Genomic DNA, 15,459 nt, shown 5'->3' on the forward strand with positions numbered 1-15,459 from the left:
CCCCATGAAACTGTTGATGGATTCCTTTTGGCGTGCCGCCATGTATTGCCTGATGCCCCGGGTCATTGGGCTGTCGCTTTTGCCGTTGCTCACCACCGTCGGTTTATCGGGTTTCTTGGGCTACATGTATTGGGATGGTGCCGTGCTGCAGGTGCAGCGTTGGCTGGAAGTTTCCAGCGGGCTTGAGGGGGTCTGGCGCTGGCTCGAAGGGGTGGGCTTTGCCAACCTGAAAACGGTGGTGGCGCCGCTCATGGTGATTTTCACGGTCACGCCCTTGGTGGTGGTGGTCAGTTTGTTGGCAGTGTCTTTTTTCATGACACCCGCCTTGACACGCATGGTGATGGTCCGGCGCTTTGCGCCGATGCAGCGCAAGCAAGGGGCCACTGGCCTGCACAGTTTGGCATGGTCATTGAGCTCGGTGGTGCTGGCGCTGGGCGCTTTTTTGCTGACCATGCCCTTGTGGTTGGTGCCACCTTTGGCCATGCTTTTGCCCGCCTTGATTTGGGGGTGGCTCACCTACCGGGTCATGGCGTTTGACGTGCTGGCTGAGTTTGCCAGCCAAGAAGAGCGGCGCACCTTGATGGCCCGTCACCGCATGGCGCTGTTGGCCATGGGTGTGATCACTGGTCTGATGGGTGCGGCACCCAGCCTGGTCTGGGCCTCGGGGGCCTTGTTTGCAGCTGCCTTTGTGATCCTGATCCCCGTGGCCATTTGGATCTACACCCTGGTGTTCGCGTTTTCATCGCTGTGGTTTGCTCACTTTGCACTGGCCGCCTTGCATGGTCTGCGCGATGAAGCTGGGGGCGACGTGCTGGATGTCACGGCCACGACGGTCACGCCTTCGCCGCATGCGACAGAGCGTTTAGCATCGACCCATGAACTCCCAGAACACCGCTCCGAATCCTGATGCCTCCAGGTCCACGCCGACCTTTGGCGTGATCATCATTGGCGATGAAATCCTCTCGGGCAAACGTGCCGACAAGCATTTGCCCAAAGTGATCGAATTGCTGGCCGCACGGGGCCTGAGTCTGTCGTGGGCCGAGTACCACGGCGACTCGCCTGAGCGCATCACCGCTGCGCTGGCGCGGGCCTTTGCATCGGCCGATGTGGTGTTTTCCTGCGGCGGCATTGGCGCCACGCCCGACGACCACACGCGCCAGTGCGCAGGCAGAGCCCTGGGGCAGCCTTTGGCACTGCACCCCGAGGCCGAAGCCTTGATCCGTGAGCGCATGCAGGACACGGCGCGCGAGCAGGGCGTGCCTTATGAGCCTGATCGCCATGACAACATCCACCGCTTGAACATGGGCGTGTTCCCCCAGAGTGCCCGCATCATTCGCAACCCGTACAACAAGATCCCCGGTTTCTCGTGCGACGGGCCAGGCGGCGGCACGGTGCACTTTGTGCCCGGTTTTCCGGTCATGGCCTGGCCAATGATCGAGTCGGTGCTGGACGCGCATTACAGCGATTTCTTTCAGCGCAACGCGCATGTGGAGAAGTCGGTGATCCTGTTTGGCTCGATGGAGGCGACCCTGACACCCCTGATGCAGACCATCGAAGCGAGCCACCCCAGCGTGAAAGTTTTCAGCCTGCCCAGTGTGGACCACCCGCAATGGGGGCGCCACATCGAGCTGGGCGTCAAGGGCGAACCCGAGGCTGTCGAAGTGGCTTACGCCGACTTGCGTTCTGGGCTGGAGCCGTTTGGCTTGCAGTATGGCCCCGAATTGGTGCGTAAAGTTTGAATGCACCAAATTAAGTCATAATTGCACTTCATTGGTGCATTTTGGGTTTGGCATTTTTTGACCTCTGGCTGCGGATTTGGCCTTCTGTGAAGGCACAATCATGCGTTGTTCTAGGTCGCAGGTTCGGTGCCCAAGCTGGCACAGAAACTGCAAGACCTGACAGTACGTTCAACCAACCCCTTCCTACCAGGAGAATTTGATGGCCAAGACCGTCGCAGACGTGATGAAGATGGTGAAAGAGAACGAAGTCAAGTTCGTTGACTTCCGTTTCACCGATACCCGTGGCAAGTGGCAGCACATTACTGCGCCTGTGTCGCAGTTTGACGAAAGCAAGTTCGAAGACGGTCAAGCCTTCGACGGTTCTTCGATCGCCGGCTGGAAAGGCATCGAAGCCTCCGACATGCTGTTGATCCCCGATCCCAACAGCGCCATCATCGATCCCTTCTTTGAAGAAGTCACCTTGGTTTTGATCTGCGACGTGATCGAGCCAACAGACGGCAAAGCCTACGAGCGTGACCCACGTTCGATCGCCAAGCGCGCTGAGACTTACCTCAAGCAATCTGGCCTGGGCGACACCGCCTACTTCGGTCCAGAACCCGAATTCTTCTTGTTCGACGATGTGCGTTGGAGCACCGAGCCTAACAACACGTTCTACGCCATCGACGAAGCCGAAGGCCCATGGAACAGCGGCACCAAGATCGAAGGCGGCAACTCCGGCCACCGTCCTCGCGTCAAAGGCGGCTACTTCCCAGTGCCTCCCGTTGACAGCACGCACGACATGCGCAGCGAAATGTCCCTGATCCTCGAATCCGTGGGCATCCCCGTCGAAGTGCACCACCATGAAGTGGCCGGTGCTGGCCAGTGCGAAATCGGCACCAAGTTCTCGACCTTGGTTGAGCGTGCCGACTGGACACTGTTGCAAAAGTACGTGATCCACAACGTGGCCAACGCCTACGGCAAAACCGCCACCTTCATGCCCAAGCCTTACGCTGGTGACAACGGCTCCGGCATGCACGTGCACCAGTCCATCTGGAAAGACGGCAAGAACCTGTTCGCAGGCAATGGCTACGCTGGCTTGTCTGAACTCGCCCTGTACTACATCGGCGGCATCATCAAGCACGCTCGCGCCCTGAACGCGATCACCAACCCTGGCACCAACAGCTACAAGCGCTTGGTTCCTCACTTCGAAGCGCCCGTGAAATTGGCTTACTCCGCCAAGAACCGCTCCGCTTCGATCCGCATTCCCAACGTGGCTTCTGACAAAGCTCGTCGCGTGGAAGCCCGTTTCCCCGATCCATTGTGCAACCCCTACCTGGGCTTCGCTGCCTTGTTGATGGCTGGCTTGGACGGTATCGAAAACAAGATCCACCCCGGCGAAGCTGCCACCAAAGATCTGTACCACCTGCCTCCAGAAGAGGACAAGTTGGTGCCGACCGTTTGCTCCAGCTTGGACCAGGCTTTGGACGCACTCAACAACGACCGCGCCTTCTTGACCAAAGGCGGCGTGTTCACCGACGCTTGGATCGACTCCTACATCGACCTGAAGATGCAAGAAGTCACCCGCGCTCGCGTGGAAGTCTCGCCTGTTGAGTACGACATGTACTACTCTCTGTAATCCCATGCGGATGACGCACAGCAGTGCAAAAAAGGACGGCTTCGGTCGTCCTTTTTTTTGCCATGTGCTGAGCGTTTTGGGGCTCGGCTGCCTGGCCTTGCCCGCCTTTGCGCAAGGGGCGATTTACCGCTGCGGTCAGGAGTACACCAACTCGCCACAGGGCCGAACCGATTGTGTGCGCATCCATGTGCCACCCGCTGTGACGGTGATCGAAGGCACGCGCCCCAATGCAGGCCCTTTACCGGCACGCACCACTTCGGAGGGTGGCACCGCCTTGGTGCCCGGGCAACGCACCAAAGCAGACGCGGTGCGTGAGCCGCCAGCCGCCCAGCGTGAGCGCGATGTGCAAGCACGCGCCATCTTGTTGCAGGAGCTGGCCCAAGCCCAGCAGCAGCAAGCGCAGCTGCAGCAGGCGTTCAAAGACTCGGAGACGGCCAAGCAAGCCGACAAGACCTTGACCGTGAAAGCCGCCCTGGAGCGCAACCAGCGCGACATCGACAGTTTGCAGCGCGAGCTGGCCCGCCGCCCTGTGGCCGCCAACCCTTGAGAAAGACCATGTCTTTACCCGTTTCCCGTTTTCAGGCCTTCGATTTGTTGGCCACCCCCATCGCCGTGATCGAAGGCGAAGGGCACATCAGTTTCGTCAACGCCGCCCTGGAAGACGTGATGGGCATGTCCCGCCGCAGCCTGAACGGCGCTTATTTGCCCGACTTTTTTGCAGACCCTCAGCCCCTGAAAAATGCGCTGATCGGCGCCCGCTCGAACGAATTTGCGGCCCTGCGCTACGAGGCCTTGCTCAACCGCATCCACCACGGCGATGCCTTGCCCGTGCACATGATCGTGGCCCCCTCAGACCGGCCCGAAGAGGTCATCATCGAGTTGCTGCCGGTCGAGCAGCAAACCCGCCAAGAGCGCGAAGAGCGCTTGCTGGAGCAGGCCCTGGCCAACAAGGAGCTGATCCGTAACCTGGCGCACGAAATCAAGAACCCCTTGGGCGGCATCCGTGGCTCGGCCCAATTGCTCGAGATGGAGCTGGGCAGCAAAGAACTCACCGAGTACACCCAGGTCATCATCCACGAGGCGGACCGCTTGCAGACCCTGGTGGACCGCCTGCTGGCGCCGCACCGCCGGCCCCATGTGGTGGGCGATGTGAACATTCACGAGGTGTGTGAGCGCGTCAGGTCCCTGATCCTGGCCGAGTTCCCCAAGGGCTTGAAGGTCGTGCGCGATTACGACACCTCGATCCCCGAGTTCCGGGGGGACCGCGAACAGTTGATTCAGGCGGTGCTCAACATTTCGCACAACGCGGCGCAGGCCTTGTCAGAGCGCATCTCGCAAGGCGATGGACAGATCACTTTCAAGAGCCGGATCTTGAGGCAAGTCACGTTTGGCAAGCAGCGTTACCGCCTGGCATTGGAATTGCATGTCATCGACAACGGGCCTGGCGTACCAGACTCGATCAAGGACCGCATTTTCTTCCCGTTGATCTCGGGGCGCGAAGGCGGCTCGGGCCTGGGGCTGACGTTGTCACAAACCTTTGTGCAACAACACCACGGCATGATCGAGTGTGAGAGCGAGCCCGGTCGTACGGACTTCAAAATTTTGATTCCGTTGCCCTGAACCAAAGAAAGCCCCCGCAGATGAAGCCGATCTGGATCGTAGACGATGACCAATCCATCCGCTTTGTGCTTGAGAAAGCATTGCTGCGCGAAGGCTTGCCCACGCGCAGCTTCACCAACCCGCGTGAAGTTCTGAAAGCCTTGGACTCCGAAGAAGGGCGTGACGGCCCTCAAGTGTTGGTCAGTGACATCCGCATGCCCGGCGGCTCGGGCCTGGACCTGTTGGCCACCATCAAGCAGCGCATGCCGGGTTTGCCCGTCATCATCATGACGGCGTTTTCCGACCTGGACAGTGCCGTCTCCGCGTTCCAAAGCGGGGCCTTTGAGTACCTGCCCAAGCCGTTTGACTTGCCCAAAGCGATCGAGCTGATCCGCCGCGCCGTCGGTGAAAGCCAACGTGAAGACGTGGCCGAAGAAAAACTGGTGGAGGCCCCCGAAATGCTGGGCCAGGCGCCCGCCATGCAAGACGTGTTTCGAGGCATCGGCCGTTTGGCCCAAAGCCATGTCACCGTGCTGATCACGGGCGAGTCGGGCTCGGGCAAAGAGCTGGTGGCGCACGCGCTGCACAAGCACTCGCCACGCGCCAACCAGCCTTTTGTGGCGATCAACACCGCCGCCATCCCCAAAGACCTGCTGGAAAGCGAATTGTTCGGTCACGAGCGGGGCGCTTTCACAGGCGCTCAGGCCTCGCGCCGTGGCCGCTTTGAGCAAGCCGATGGCGGCACCTTGTTCCTTGACGAGATCGGGGACATGCCCTTCGATTTGCAAACCCGCTTGTTGCGTGTCTTGTCTGATGGCCATTTCTACCGCGTCGGCGGGCACAGCGCCGTCAAGGCCAATGTGCGCGTGATTGCCGCCACCCACCAAGACTTGGAAGAGCGCGTCAAACAAGGCGTGTTCCGCGAAGACTTGTTTCACCGCCTGAACGTCATCCGCTTGCGCTTGCCTGCGCTGCGCGAGCGGCGCGAGGACGTGCCCATGCTGGCGCGTTACTTCTTGCAGCGCAGTGCGCAGCAGCTGGGTGTGGAGCCCAAGCGGATCTCCGAAACGGCCATGGACAAGCTGGGCCAGTTCCAGTTCCCGGGCAACGTGAGGCAGTTGGAGAACATCTGCCACTGGCTCACGGTGATGGCCCCAGCGCAAGTCATTGAGCTCAAGGATTTGCCGCCCGAAGTGCTGGCCACCGCAAGCCCTGCCGTGCCCGAGGCGATGGCGCCCGCCGCAACGGCACCCGAGGCGGTGTCTGTGGCCGCCGTGCCTGTTTCGGCCAGCATGGGGGCGTCCAGCCCCAGTGCCGTGTGGGAATCGGGCCTCGAAGAAGAAGCCCTGGCCTTGCTCAACAGCGGTCGCACCGATGTGTGGGATGTGCTGAGCCGTCGCTTTGAAACCAGCCTGATTCAGGCGGCTTTGTCGACCACACGGGGGCGGCGCATCGAGGCGGCGCAAAAGCTGGGCATTGGACGCAACACCATCACCCGCAAGATCCAGGAACTGGGCATCGACGAGTAAAGGACAGGCGTGGCCTGAGCGGTCCCGCTTTTGTCCGTCGGTTTCAGCCGCTTGCCGCCGTTATCAATCGCTGAAGGGGTCCTTGAGCACCACGTCGCTCACGGGGATGGCCACGCAAGGCAGCACGCAGCCTTCGGCCCGCTCTTCTTGGGTCAGTCCAGGCCAATCCATGTCGTAGCGCACTTGGCCTGAAACCAGGTGGCCGATGCAGGTGCGGCAAGTGCCATTGCGGCAAGAGCTGGGCCACTGCAAACCGCCTTGCTCCAGACTGGTCAGCAGGCTTTGCTCGCGCCAAGCGTCAAAGCAGGCGTCGGGGGTGATGCGGGCATTGAAAAATAAAAGATCTGCGGTCATGCCTGCCAAGCCGCTTCAAGCGGGACCTTCAAAGACCAACTTCCATTGGCCCTCTTCTTGTTGCCAATAAGTCCGCCAATAGAGCGGTTGTCCCTTGTGATGGCTGGTTTGATCGCTCATGGTCACGACCATGGTGTCTTCGCCATCGTTCCAATGCAATATTGAAACAACTTGCAGGGGCTTGCGTTGACCCGATACATTTTGGGCCAGCTTGGGCCACCAGTGGTCGAAGTCCAAAGCGTCACGCTCGAAGCGCGGGCTGTAATAGGTTTTCAGTTTGACAATGTCGGCTTTTAGGCGGTCAGATCGCCAATTTTCCAAGGTCGGCTTGAAGCTCTTGTAGGCCAATGAAGACTGACCGGCATGGATCCAATCGAGTTTGTCGGCAATCACCACCGGTGTCATTCGCCAATCAGGCAAGCGCAACAATTCGTCCATGTCGGCATTGGCCATCACCACGCAGCCATCGGTCGCTTCTGGCGCTCGGGAATACTGCGCGCTGGGTGTGCCGTGCAACCAAATACCCGAGCCGGTTTTGTTGCGCATCGCATCCACCGCGTTGGGGAAGTTCAACGTCAATGCACCAGCGCCAAACAAGTCGGGCAAGGTTGCGCCGGGCAGTTTTCGTTGGACAAAATAAACGCCCAGGGGTGTCTTGCCATCGCCTTCTTTGATTTTGCCGACGCCATTGATGCCCACAGAGACATAGGTTTCCTTGATGAGTTCCAACTTCAGTAGCCCATCTTGTCCGGTGCGGTTGGCAAACCAATAAAGGCGGGACTTGGAGGCATCGACGGCCGCAATATAGGGTTGCTCTGCGGCTAAGAAGGCCACCGATGCGGGAACTTGGCCTTGAAGGTCTTGCGGTGAGGGGCGGGTGATGCGTCGCTTGGCTTCCAGCAACAATTCTTCCAGGCGCCGCATGGCCGACGGCTGGGCATCCATGTCCAAGTCTGAACCTTGCAAAGGCTGAAGGGCGCTGATGTTGAGCAAGTCAGCGTACAACAACTGCCCCAATTGAAAATTTGGAAATTGCGTGGCGAGTGCGCGTGCCGTCTCCAAGGCCTGTGAACGCTCGCCTTCACCCAAGTGTTGGTAAATTTGTCGGACCAAGGTTTCGGGGTCTTGGGCCTGGATCACGGTGGCTGGTGTGCTGGGGTCGAACTCCAATTTCCAGCGCAGGGCAGGCGCAGAAGTGTGAAAACGCTGTTGCCAACTTTCGGCCAGACCCCGGTGATCAGAAAAAGTCCATGCAGCCACGCCACAGGCGATCACCAACAAAGATGGCACCGCCCACCGCAGGCGCCAAAAGCCTTTCGATTGACGTCCTGCCTGTCGATGGGGCAATCGGTTCAAGCTCAATTCACCGTCTCGCGAGTGATCAGCCATCGGTCACCTTGCTTGAGCAACTCCAGGGTCTTGTGGCTGTTGCCTTTGAAGTTGTCCGACTCATAGACCTGCTGGAATTGGGCTGTAGCCTTGCTGCCAGACACTTCGATCTTGAGGTTTTTGATGTCAACGCTGATGGTTTTCTTGGAGAGGATGCGCAACCGGCGATCGCTTTCCCACTTGGCGCGCGTCATTTTTTCGGGTGGCGTGAAGCTGCTGCCATAGGCCGCCAGGTAGCGGTTCATGTCCTTTTGACTCCATGCCTTGGCCCAGGCCGCCACAGCACTGCGGATGTCAGCGGCATCGGCTTTGGCTTGCTTTGCTGACGTATCGTCTTTGGGGGTTGTGGGCTCTGGCTTGGGCACTGCCACCACGGGGGCTGCAGGCGGGGGCGGCACGGGTTTGGCCGCTGCTGTGACGGATGACGCCGCACCGGAAGACACAGGCTTAGCTGCCGCAGCGGGTGTCGGTACCGCTGTGACCTGTGGTGCCACGGTTGTGGGCTTGGGGGCTGTGATGGCGGCCGCTGCTGTTTTGGGTGTTTCAGCCTCAGCTGCGACGGGCGCTGTCGCGGGTGCAGGTGCTGCTGCAACGACCGTGGCGGCCGGTGGGCGTTTGGGGGCATCGATGCTGCCCAGCAAAGTCAATTGGGGGGTGCTGTTTTTGACTTTGCTGTCCACTTGCAAAGCTTTGGCATAAGTTTGTTTGGCCAACTGACTTTGCACGTCCGCCAAATTGCGGTGGGCTGCGGCGTAACTGGGATGGGTTTGCAGCGCTTTTTCGAGGTTGGCGCGAGACTCTTCGAGCTTTCCTTTGGCAGCATACAAGACGCCCAAATTGTTGTAGGCCTCGGACAAATCGGGGTTGGATTCCGTCAGCTTCTTGAAGGTGTCAATGGCCTTGTCGGTTTGGCCTTGCTGGGCTTGGATGACGCCTTCCAGGAACCGCATCTGTGCGTCTTTGGGGGTGTTTTGGCGCTCTTGCTGAACCATTTTCAAGGCCTGCTCCAGCTGACCGGCCTGGATGGCTTGTTTGATGCTGTCTTGTGGCGTGGCGCCCGCCTGAGTCGTGAGGGCAATGCCGAGGCCTAAAGCCCAATGGAGCGTCCAAAACACCCTGGAATATGAATGCTTTGGTGCCGCCGAAGACGGCAAATTTTGATCAAACAGCATAGCCACACAGGTATTTTCGAAACCTGTGAATTGTAACCAGTTGTAGGCGAGATCAACGCCCGTAGGTTCCAGTTGATATCAGGCGGTCGAAAACGGTGCGTGCGCAGACCATGCGGCGGGCAATTTGAACGTCATGCCTGCATGGGTGAAAGGGTGCGGAAACGCCAACTCCTGCGCGTGCAAGAGCAAGCGCGGGCTCAACGCCTTGGTTTCGGGCGGGGCATACAGCGAGTCGCCCAGCATGGGGTGGCCGATGCTTTGCATGTGCACCCTCAGCTGGTGCGTGCGGCCCGTCACGGGTTCCAGCTCCACCAGCGTGGCGGCCTCGCCTGTTTGCAAGGCGCGCCAGCGGCTGCGGCTGGCCTTGCCGTCGGGGTGGATGATGTGGATGGGCCGCCGATCCCAGTCCAGCAAGATGGGGCCGTCGATGGTGCGCCAGCCTTCTTTGTCGGCCGTCTGTGCCGCTTGCGTTTGCTCGGGGTGACCGCTCACCACGGCCACGTAGCGTTTGTGAACTTGCCGTGTCTCAAACAAACGGCTCAGGCGGCGCTGCGCCTCGATGCCCCGGGCCATGATCAACAAGCCCGAGGTGTCTTGGTCTAGCCGGTGCACGATCAGGGCTTCGGGGTAGACGTCTTGCACGCGCTTGGACAGGCAGTCTTGCTTGTCCGGGCCGCGGCCGGGCACAGAGAGCAAACCGCTGGGTTTTGCAAGCACCAGCAGGTGCTCGTCTTCATGGATCGGGGTCATCGAAAAATTCAGGGGCCGCTGATGGCCGGCCAGGCCAGAGGATCAGGAGGGTTTGACTTTGCCGCGTGGGGCCACAAACGTGGTGGGCGCCATGGGGCGGTCCGAGGTGAAGGTCTTGGGAGGCGCCGTGTCCTTTTTGGGCTTCTTGGCCATTTTGTTGCTGCGTTGTTCGCCTTTGGCCATGATGCTTCCTTGGTGGTCATCCCAAAGTGGGAATGCCTTGATGTTAAGGCACAACGGCCCACAAAAATGGGGGCCGAGGCCCCCATGGATGCAGATCAGACCCACTTGCGTGGTCTGTCAGACGCAGATCACTTGACTTCGGTCACGAACTGCTCGCGTGGGCGGCGCACCTTTTTCAGGCCCACCAACCAGTCGCCTTCGGCGCGGTAGCCCAGCGGCACAATGGCCACGCTGCGCAGGCCACGTGCAGCCAAGCCCAAGATCTCGTCCACTGCGGCAGGCTCAAAGCCTTCCATGGGTGTGGCGTCCACTTCTTCGAAAGCGGCAGCGATCAAGGACGCACCCAGTCCGATGTAAGCCTGGCGGGCAGCATGCTCGAAGTTGACCTTGGCATCGCGGCTGGGGTAATTGGCCAGCAGCATCTTGCGGTAGTTTTCCCAGCCTTCGTTGGTGCCGCCGCGCTCGGCGTTGGTCAGGTCGAACATGTGGTTGATGCGCTCGGCGGTGTAGTTGTCCCAAGCGGCAAACACCAGCAGGTGCGAGCCATCGGTCACCTGGGCCTGGTTGTAGGCCTTGGGCTGGATCTGGGCGCGCACGGCGGCGTTGCTGACCACGATCACCTCAAAGGGCTGCAGGCCGCTCGATGTGGGGGCCAAGCGGGCGGCTTCCACGATGCGGTCCACTTTGTCTTGGGGCACGACCTTGCTCGGGTCCATCTTTTTGCAGGCATAGCGCCACTGCATTTTGTTCAGCAAATCGGACATGTTTTTTCCTTGTGGGTTTGAAGAGATGCTTGATTGTGTCTGAAAGCCTAGGCCACCTGCTGCCATGTGCCTGTGGGCAGGTCACGCAGGTGATAAGGCCCGATGGCGATGCGGATCAGGCGCAGCGTGGGCAGGCCCACAGCGGCGGTCATGCGGCGCACTTGGCGGTTGCGGCCCTCGCGAATCGACAGCTCCAGCCACGAAGTTGGAATGTTCTTGCGTTCGCGAATGGGCGGGTTGCGCGGCCACAGGTCGGCCGGTGGCGCCACGGCTTGGGCGCGGGCGGGCAGGGTGGGGCCATCGTTGAGCGTCACGCCCCGCGCCAGCGCGGTCAGCGCCTTGTCGTCCACCACGCCCTCGACCTGCACCAGATAGGTTTTTTCCATCTTGAAACGCGGATCGGCAATGCGGGCTTGCTCTTGGCCATCGTCGGTCAGCAACAGCAAGCCCTCGCTGTCGGCGTCCAGGCGACCGGCCACGTACACACCGGGCAAGTCGATGTGGTCCTTGAGCCCCTGCCAGCGCCCCTCGGGGGTGAACTGGCTGAGCACGCCATAGGGTTTGTTGAAACGGATCAGCATGGGCTTGAGCGTATCAGTTCGCTGGGCCTGGTTTTTACAGGTCGACACCTTCAGGTCCGCCAAGGTGGGTCGGTTAGCATCCCCGCATGAGTTCCCAATACGAATGCCTGAAAAGTGCCGACCTGTATGCCGAAGCCTTTGGCGTTTTGGCCCCTGAAACCCTGCTGGACAAAGAAGTCTGGCCACGCAAACAAGGCTTTTTCATCCGCAAGGCCCTGACGGTGCCAGCCGATGCGCCGCTGCAGATGGAACTGGCCCAAGGCCAGTTCGGTCTGGTGCCCACCTGGGTCAAGTCGGTGTCGGATGCCAAACTGCGCTCAACCAAACTGGCCGTGACCCGCTACGAAACCATGAGCACCGCCACGCCCACGCGCGAGACCTGGCTCCAAGGCCAGCGCTGCATCATCCCGATGCAGGCTTTTTTGGAAGACGACTGGCGCAGCGGCAAAGCCGTGCCCACCCGCATCGCCCGGGTGGACGGCAAACCCATGGGCGTGGCCGGGCTGTGGGAACACTGGGCCAAAGACGGTGAAGCAATCACCAGCTTCACCTTGCTGACGGTCAACGCCAACAGCCACGCGCTGATGAACCGCTATGGCCAAAACGGCAACGAAAAACGCATGCCCGCCATCTTGAACGAAGGCGCTTGGGGCGCTTGGCTCAGCGCTCCGATCGACAAGGCCCGCGAATTCATGCGGGCCTATCCGGCCAACTTGCTGCTGGCCAATCCGGTGCAAAAAAAGTAAGCCACTTATCAGAGCGACTGCCGGTAACGCTCCAGCATCTGCGCCTGGGTTTCGGCCTCGATCTCTTCACCTTTGAAGGCGCGGATCTGGTCGCGCATCATCTCGGCCATGCTGGGCAGTTGCGCCCGGTCGGCGTGGCGCGAGGCATCCCACAGCTGCGAGCGCATCAGCGACTTGCCGCAGTGCAAATACACCGACGCCACCGTCACGCGAATGGCCAGCGCAGGCGTGCGCCGCGCATCGGCACACAGGGCCAAGTCGGCCGGGTCGGTGGACAGCACAGCGCGGCCATTGATGCGCAATGTCTCGTCAAACCCCGGCACCAAAAACAGCAAACCCAGCCGCCCGGTGGCGATGATGTTTTCCAGCGTGTCCAGCCGGTTGTTGCCCGGTGCATCGGGCACCAGCAGAGTTTGAGCGTCCAGCAACTTGACGAAACCCGCATCGCCCCCGCGCGGCGACGCGTCCATGTGCCCATCCGCATCGCTGCTGGCCAGCACCACAAAGGGCGACAAACCAATGAAGCGCACCGCATGCGTGTCCAGCGCTGGAATTTCCTTCTTGAGCGAACGCTCACGGGCGGGGCCGTAGAGCTGGCGCAGGGCGGGGAGGGTGGTGATGAGCATGGTTAAGTTCAGGGGCGCTCACTTTGCCCATTTGTCTTTGAGTCCGGTCACTTTATTGAACACAGGCTTGCTACCCGCCACATGGTCCAAGCGATCCGCTACAAAGTACCCAAAGCGCTCAAACTGAAACTTCTGGTCCGGTTGCGCGGCGGCCAATGACGGCTCCACGTAGGCCGTAACGACCTTCAAGCTGTCCGGGTTGAGCGATTGCAAGAAGTCTTTGCCGCCCGCGTCGGGGTGCGCTTCGGCAAACAGGCGGTCGTACAGGCGCACTTCGGCTTGCACGCCGTCGGCCACGGCCACCCAGGTGATGGCGGCTTTGGCTTTGACGCTGTCGGCGCCGGGCGTGCCGCTCTTGGTGCCGGGGATCACCTTGGCGTGCACTTCGGTCACATTGCCTGCCGCGTCGCGTGCGCAGCCGGTGCATTCGATCACGTAGCCGCCTTTCAGGCGAACCACGTTGCCGGGGAACAGGCGTTTGTAGCCCTTGGGCGGCACTTCTTCAAAGTCTTCTCGCTCGATCCACACCTCTTTGCCGATCAGGAACGTGCGGTCGGCTGGCGGGGTTTGGCCTTCGGCTATGGCCGAGTGGGGCAGGGCGGGTTGGGTGCAGGCTTCGGTGTAGCCGTCGCTGCCAAAGGCCTCGGCCCAGTTGGTCAGCACGAGCTTGACGGGGTCGAGCACGGCCATGCCGCGGTGGGCTTTGTTTTCCAGGTCTTCGCGCAGGCAGCCCTCTAAAGTGCTGTAGTCGATCCAGCTGTCGCTCTTGGTCACGCCAATGCGGTCGGCAAACAGGCGCAGGCTCTCGGGCGTGTAGCCCCGGCGGCGCAGGCCCACTATTGTTGGCATGCGCGGGTCGTCCCAGCCGCTGACTTTGCCTTCGTTGACCAGTTGCGCCAGCTTGCGTTTGCTGGTGATCACATAGGTCAGGTTCAGGCGGGCAAATTCGTATTGTTTGGGGCTTGGCGCAGCCAACAGCTTGCACTCGCACAGCCGCTCCATCAGCCAGTCGTAAAACGGGCGCTGGTCTTCAAACTCCAGCGTGCAGATGCTGTGGGTGATTTGCTCCAGCGCGTCTTCGATGGGGTGGGCAAAGGTGTACATCGGGTAGATGCACCAGGTGTCGCCCGTGTGGTGGTGGGTGGCGCGGCGGATGCGGTAGATGGCCGGGTCGCGCAGGTTGATGTTGGGCGAAGCCATGTCGATCTTGGCACGCAGCACGGCAGCGCCATCGGCCAGCTTGCCGTCGCGCATTTCGCGGAAGCGCGCCAGGTTTTCTGCCACGGTGCGGGTGCGGAAGGGGCTGTCCACGCCGGGTTTGCCGAAGTCGCCCCGGTTGGCACGCATGTCTTCGGCGCTTTGTTCGTCCACATAGGCGTGACCGGCTTCGATCAGCGCTTCGGCGGCGCGGTACATGAAGTCGAAGTAGTCGCTGGCTTGGTAGGGCGCGGCGCTTCCGGCAGTTTGGCCGAGTTGCGCCCAGTCAAAACCGAGCCATTTCACGGCGTCGATGATGCTGTTGACGTACTCGGTGTCTTCTTTTTCGGGGTTGGTGTCGTCAAAGCGCAGGTGGCACACGCCGCCGTATTCCTTGGCCAGCCCGAAGTTGATGCAGATGCTTTTGGCGTGGCCCACATGCAGGTAGCCGTTGGGCTCGGGCGGAAAGCGGGTGCGGATCTTGGCCGGGTCGGGCTCGCCCGCAGCGTGGTGAGCGGCGTCGCCCGGGCTGCCTGCCCAGCGGCGGCTGGCATAGGTGCCTTTGTCCAGGTCGTTTTGGATGATCTGGCGCAGGAAGTTGCTGACTTTGTGGTCAGAAGACGTGTCGTTGGGGGTGGGGGCGGTCATAGCGCTCGATTTTAGGGCTTGCCAGGGGCGAAACCCGCCCCGGCACGTTACGAATGGACACCATTGTGAAGACCTGGCGGTCGGCCAAACGCGGGGCTGCCGCGCTTGAGGTGCAGGGGCGGCGGTTTTTCAAATGGGCCGCCCCGCAACCAGGAGTTCTGCCATGCGTTTTTCTGTCAAACACTCAATGTCCAAAGCCGCTTGCGTGCTGGGTTTGCTGGGCGCTGCCTTCACACAAGTGGGCTGCGCCCATCCGGTGGTGGTCGAGCCTTCGGTGGCGGTGCATTCACGCATCGGCCATTTCCCGGTTTATACCCAAGTCGGGGTGCCTGGCCCGGTGATTTACGCCCCGTCGCCCCGTGTGATTTACGCACCCCCGCCTCCCCCTCGGGTGGTGTTTGTGCCCCGTGTGGCTGCGTCGGTTCATGGCTGGGGCCATGGCAGTGACGGTCGCCATTGGAGCCATGAACGCGGCCAATACCGGACTCAACATGGTGGACCTGTGCGGGGTGTGTGGGACCGTCGGCACGATGGGCGCCGCTGATCATGCATCTTGAACGGTTATGA

General features: G+C 60.8%; 17 protein-coding genes. 8 read left to right on the plus strand and 9 right to left on the minus strand.

The window, feature by feature from the left end; translation table 11 throughout:
- Positions 1 to 4 precede the first annotated feature (4 nt).
- The 6 genes from QLQ16_RS04850 to ntrC all read left to right on the plus strand — a co-directional run bounded on the left by QLQ16_RS04850 (position 5) and on the right by ntrC (position 6,482).
- The gene (locus QLQ16_RS04850) at positions 5 to 907 is read left to right on the plus strand and encodes an EI24 domain-containing protein (protein WP_283223565.1); all 903 of its coding nucleotides are present in this window, start codon (positions 5 to 7) and stop codon (positions 905 to 907) included.
- Entirely contained in the window at positions 876 to 1,739 is an 864-nt protein-coding gene (locus QLQ16_RS04855) for a competence/damage-inducible protein A (protein WP_283223566.1), read from the plus strand. Before QLQ16_RS04850 ends, QLQ16_RS04855 begins: the two co-directional genes overlap by 32 nt.
- A 199-nt stretch (positions 1,740 to 1,938) precedes the next feature.
- Positions 1,939 to 3,354, plus strand: coding sequence for a type I glutamate--ammonia ligase (gene glnA, locus QLQ16_RS04860; protein ID WP_283223567.1), 1,416 nt, complete (start codon positions 1,939 to 1,941; stop codon positions 3,352 to 3,354).
- Positions 3,355 to 3,364: 10 nt separating this feature from the next.
- Positions 3,365 to 3,901: a hypothetical protein gene (locus QLQ16_RS04865; protein ID WP_283223568.1), complete on the plus strand. Its 537-nt coding sequence runs from the start codon at positions 3,365 to 3,367 to the stop codon at positions 3,899 to 3,901.
- An 8-nt stretch (positions 3,902 to 3,909) separates the two neighbouring features.
- Positions 3,910 to 4,974: a nitrogen regulation protein NR(II) gene (glnL, locus tag QLQ16_RS04870; RefSeq protein WP_283223569.1), complete on the plus strand. Its 1,065-nt coding sequence runs from the start codon at positions 3,910 to 3,912 to the stop codon at positions 4,972 to 4,974.
- Positions 4,975 to 4,994: 20 nt separating this feature from the next.
- Positions 4,995 to 6,482, plus strand: a complete 1,488-nt coding sequence (gene ntrC, locus QLQ16_RS04875) for a nitrogen regulation protein NR(I) (RefSeq protein ID WP_283223570.1) — start codon at positions 4,995 to 4,997, stop codon at positions 6,480 to 6,482.
- A gap of 63 nt (positions 6,483 to 6,545) precedes the next feature.
- On the opposite strand, the gene QLQ16_RS04880 is transcribed toward ntrC, so the two are convergent.
- From QLQ16_RS04880 to QLQ16_RS04910, 7 genes are all read right to left on the minus strand, one after another.
- The gene (locus QLQ16_RS04880) at positions 6,546 to 6,836 is read right to left on the minus strand and encodes a 2Fe-2S iron-sulfur cluster-binding protein (protein ID WP_283223571.1); all 291 of its coding nucleotides are present in this window, start codon (positions 6,834 to 6,836) and stop codon (positions 6,546 to 6,548) included.
- 15 nt (positions 6,837 to 6,851) lie between these two features.
- Complete coding sequence (locus QLQ16_RS04885) at positions 6,852 to 8,225, minus strand: L,D-transpeptidase family protein (RefSeq protein ID WP_283223572.1); 1,374 nt, start codon at positions 8,223 to 8,225, stop codon at positions 6,852 to 6,854.
- Positions 8,195 to 9,340, minus strand: coding sequence for a L,D-transpeptidase Cds6 family protein (locus QLQ16_RS04890; protein ID WP_283223573.1), 1,146 nt, complete (start codon positions 9,338 to 9,340; stop codon positions 8,195 to 8,197). The genes QLQ16_RS04885 and QLQ16_RS04890 overlap by 31 nt, the downstream gene beginning before the upstream one ends.
- Positions 9,341 to 9,475: 135 nt before the next feature.
- The gene (locus QLQ16_RS04895) at positions 9,476 to 10,147 is read right to left on the minus strand and encodes an RluA family pseudouridine synthase (protein WP_283223574.1); all 672 of its coding nucleotides are present in this window, start codon (positions 10,145 to 10,147) and stop codon (positions 9,476 to 9,478) included.
- Between the two features lie 42 nt (positions 10,148 to 10,189).
- Positions 10,190 to 10,330, minus strand: a complete 141-nt coding sequence (locus QLQ16_RS04900) for a hypothetical protein (protein ID WP_283223575.1) — start codon at positions 10,328 to 10,330, stop codon at positions 10,190 to 10,192.
- 128 nt (positions 10,331 to 10,458) lie between these two features.
- Complete coding sequence (locus QLQ16_RS04905) at positions 10,459 to 11,094, minus strand: NAD(P)H-dependent oxidoreductase (RefSeq protein ID WP_283223576.1); 636 nt, start codon at positions 11,092 to 11,094, stop codon at positions 10,459 to 10,461.
- A gap of 47 nt (positions 11,095 to 11,141) precedes the next feature.
- Positions 11,142 to 11,675, minus strand: a complete 534-nt coding sequence (locus QLQ16_RS04910; RefSeq protein WP_283223577.1) for a pseudouridine synthase — start codon at positions 11,673 to 11,675, stop codon at positions 11,142 to 11,144.
- Positions 11,676 to 11,761: 86 nt separating this feature from the next.
- Here QLQ16_RS04910 and QLQ16_RS04915 point away from each other — a divergent pair, with 86 nt between their 5' ends.
- Positions 11,762 to 12,421 (plus strand): SOS response-associated peptidase, encoded by a 660-nt coding sequence (locus QLQ16_RS04915; protein WP_283223578.1) that lies wholly within the window; start codon positions 11,762 to 11,764, stop codon positions 12,419 to 12,421.
- A gap of 8 nt (positions 12,422 to 12,429) precedes the next feature.
- Here QLQ16_RS04915 and QLQ16_RS04920 read toward each other — a convergent pair whose 3' ends face one another.
- Both QLQ16_RS04920 and QLQ16_RS04925 read right to left on the minus strand, forming a co-directional pair.
- Positions 12,430 to 13,047, minus strand: coding sequence for a pyridoxamine 5'-phosphate oxidase family protein (locus QLQ16_RS04920; protein ID WP_283223579.1), 618 nt, complete (start codon positions 13,045 to 13,047; stop codon positions 12,430 to 12,432).
- Positions 13,048 to 13,065: 18 nt separating this feature from the next.
- Positions 13,066 to 14,892 (minus strand): glutamine--tRNA ligase/YqeY domain fusion protein, encoded by a 1,827-nt coding sequence (locus tag QLQ16_RS04925; protein ID WP_283223580.1) that lies wholly within the window; start codon positions 14,890 to 14,892, stop codon positions 13,066 to 13,068.
- A 163-nt stretch (positions 14,893 to 15,055) separates the two neighbouring features.
- Between QLQ16_RS04925 and QLQ16_RS04930 the strand changes: the two genes are divergently transcribed.
- Positions 15,056 to 15,436: a hypothetical protein gene (locus tag QLQ16_RS04930; protein ID WP_283223581.1), complete on the plus strand. Its 381-nt coding sequence runs from the start codon at positions 15,056 to 15,058 to the stop codon at positions 15,434 to 15,436.
- Positions 15,437 to 15,459: the final 23 nt, after the last annotated feature.

The sequence above is a fragment of the Limnohabitans lacus genome (assembly GCF_030053395.1).
GTDB classification, from domain to species: domain Bacteria; phylum Pseudomonadota; class Gammaproteobacteria; order Burkholderiales; family Burkholderiaceae_C; genus Limnohabitans_A; species Limnohabitans_A lacus.

Coding starts and splice junctions, on each gene's coding strand:
- ntrC (WP_283223570.1), top strand. CDS start 4,995: ATGAAGCCGATCTGGATCGTAGACGATGACCAATCCATCCGCTTTGTG.
- QLQ16_RS04880 (WP_283223571.1), bottom strand. CDS start 6,836: ATGACCGCAGATCTTTTATTTTTCAATGCCCGCATCACCCCCGACGCC.
- glnL (WP_283223569.1), top strand. CDS start 3,910: ATGTCTTTACCCGTTTCCCGTTTTCAGGCCTTCGATTTGTTGGCCACC.
- QLQ16_RS04930 (WP_283223581.1), top strand. CDS start 15,056: ATGCGTTTTTCTGTCAAACACTCAATGTCCAAAGCCGCTTGCGTGCTG.
- glnA (WP_283223567.1), top strand. CDS start 1,939: ATGGCCAAGACCGTCGCAGACGTGATGAAGATGGTGAAAGAGAACGAA.
- QLQ16_RS04895 (WP_283223574.1), bottom strand. CDS start 10,147: ATGACCCCGATCCATGAAGACGAGCACCTGCTGGTGCTTGCAAAACCC.
- QLQ16_RS04920 (WP_283223579.1), bottom strand. CDS start 13,047: ATGCTCATCACCACCCTCCCCGCCCTGCGCCAGCTCTACGGCCCCGCC.
- QLQ16_RS04855 (WP_283223566.1), top strand. CDS start 876: ATGAACTCCCAGAACACCGCTCCGAATCCTGATGCCTCCAGGTCCACG.
- QLQ16_RS04865 (WP_283223568.1), top strand. CDS start 3,365: ATGACGCACAGCAGTGCAAAAAAGGACGGCTTCGGTCGTCCTTTTTTT.
- QLQ16_RS04915 (WP_283223578.1), top strand. CDS start 11,762: ATGAGTTCCCAATACGAATGCCTGAAAAGTGCCGACCTGTATGCCGAA.
- QLQ16_RS04850 (WP_283223565.1), top strand. CDS start 5: ATGAAACTGTTGATGGATTCCTTTTGGCGTGCCGCCATGTATTGCCTG.
- QLQ16_RS04905 (WP_283223576.1), bottom strand. CDS start 11,094: ATGTCCGATTTGCTGAACAAAATGCAGTGGCGCTATGCCTGCAAAAAG.
- QLQ16_RS04900 (WP_283223575.1), bottom strand. CDS start 10,330: ATGGCCAAAGGCGAACAACGCAGCAACAAAATGGCCAAGAAGCCCAAA.
- QLQ16_RS04925 (WP_283223580.1), bottom strand. CDS start 14,892: ATGACCGCCCCCACCCCCAACGACACGTCTTCTGACCACAAAGTCAGC.
- QLQ16_RS04910 (WP_283223577.1), bottom strand. CDS start 11,675: ATGCTGATCCGTTTCAACAAACCCTATGGCGTGCTCAGCCAGTTCACC.
- QLQ16_RS04885 (WP_283223572.1), bottom strand. CDS start 8,225: ATGGCTGATCACTCGCGAGACGGTGAATTGAGCTTGAACCGATTGCCC.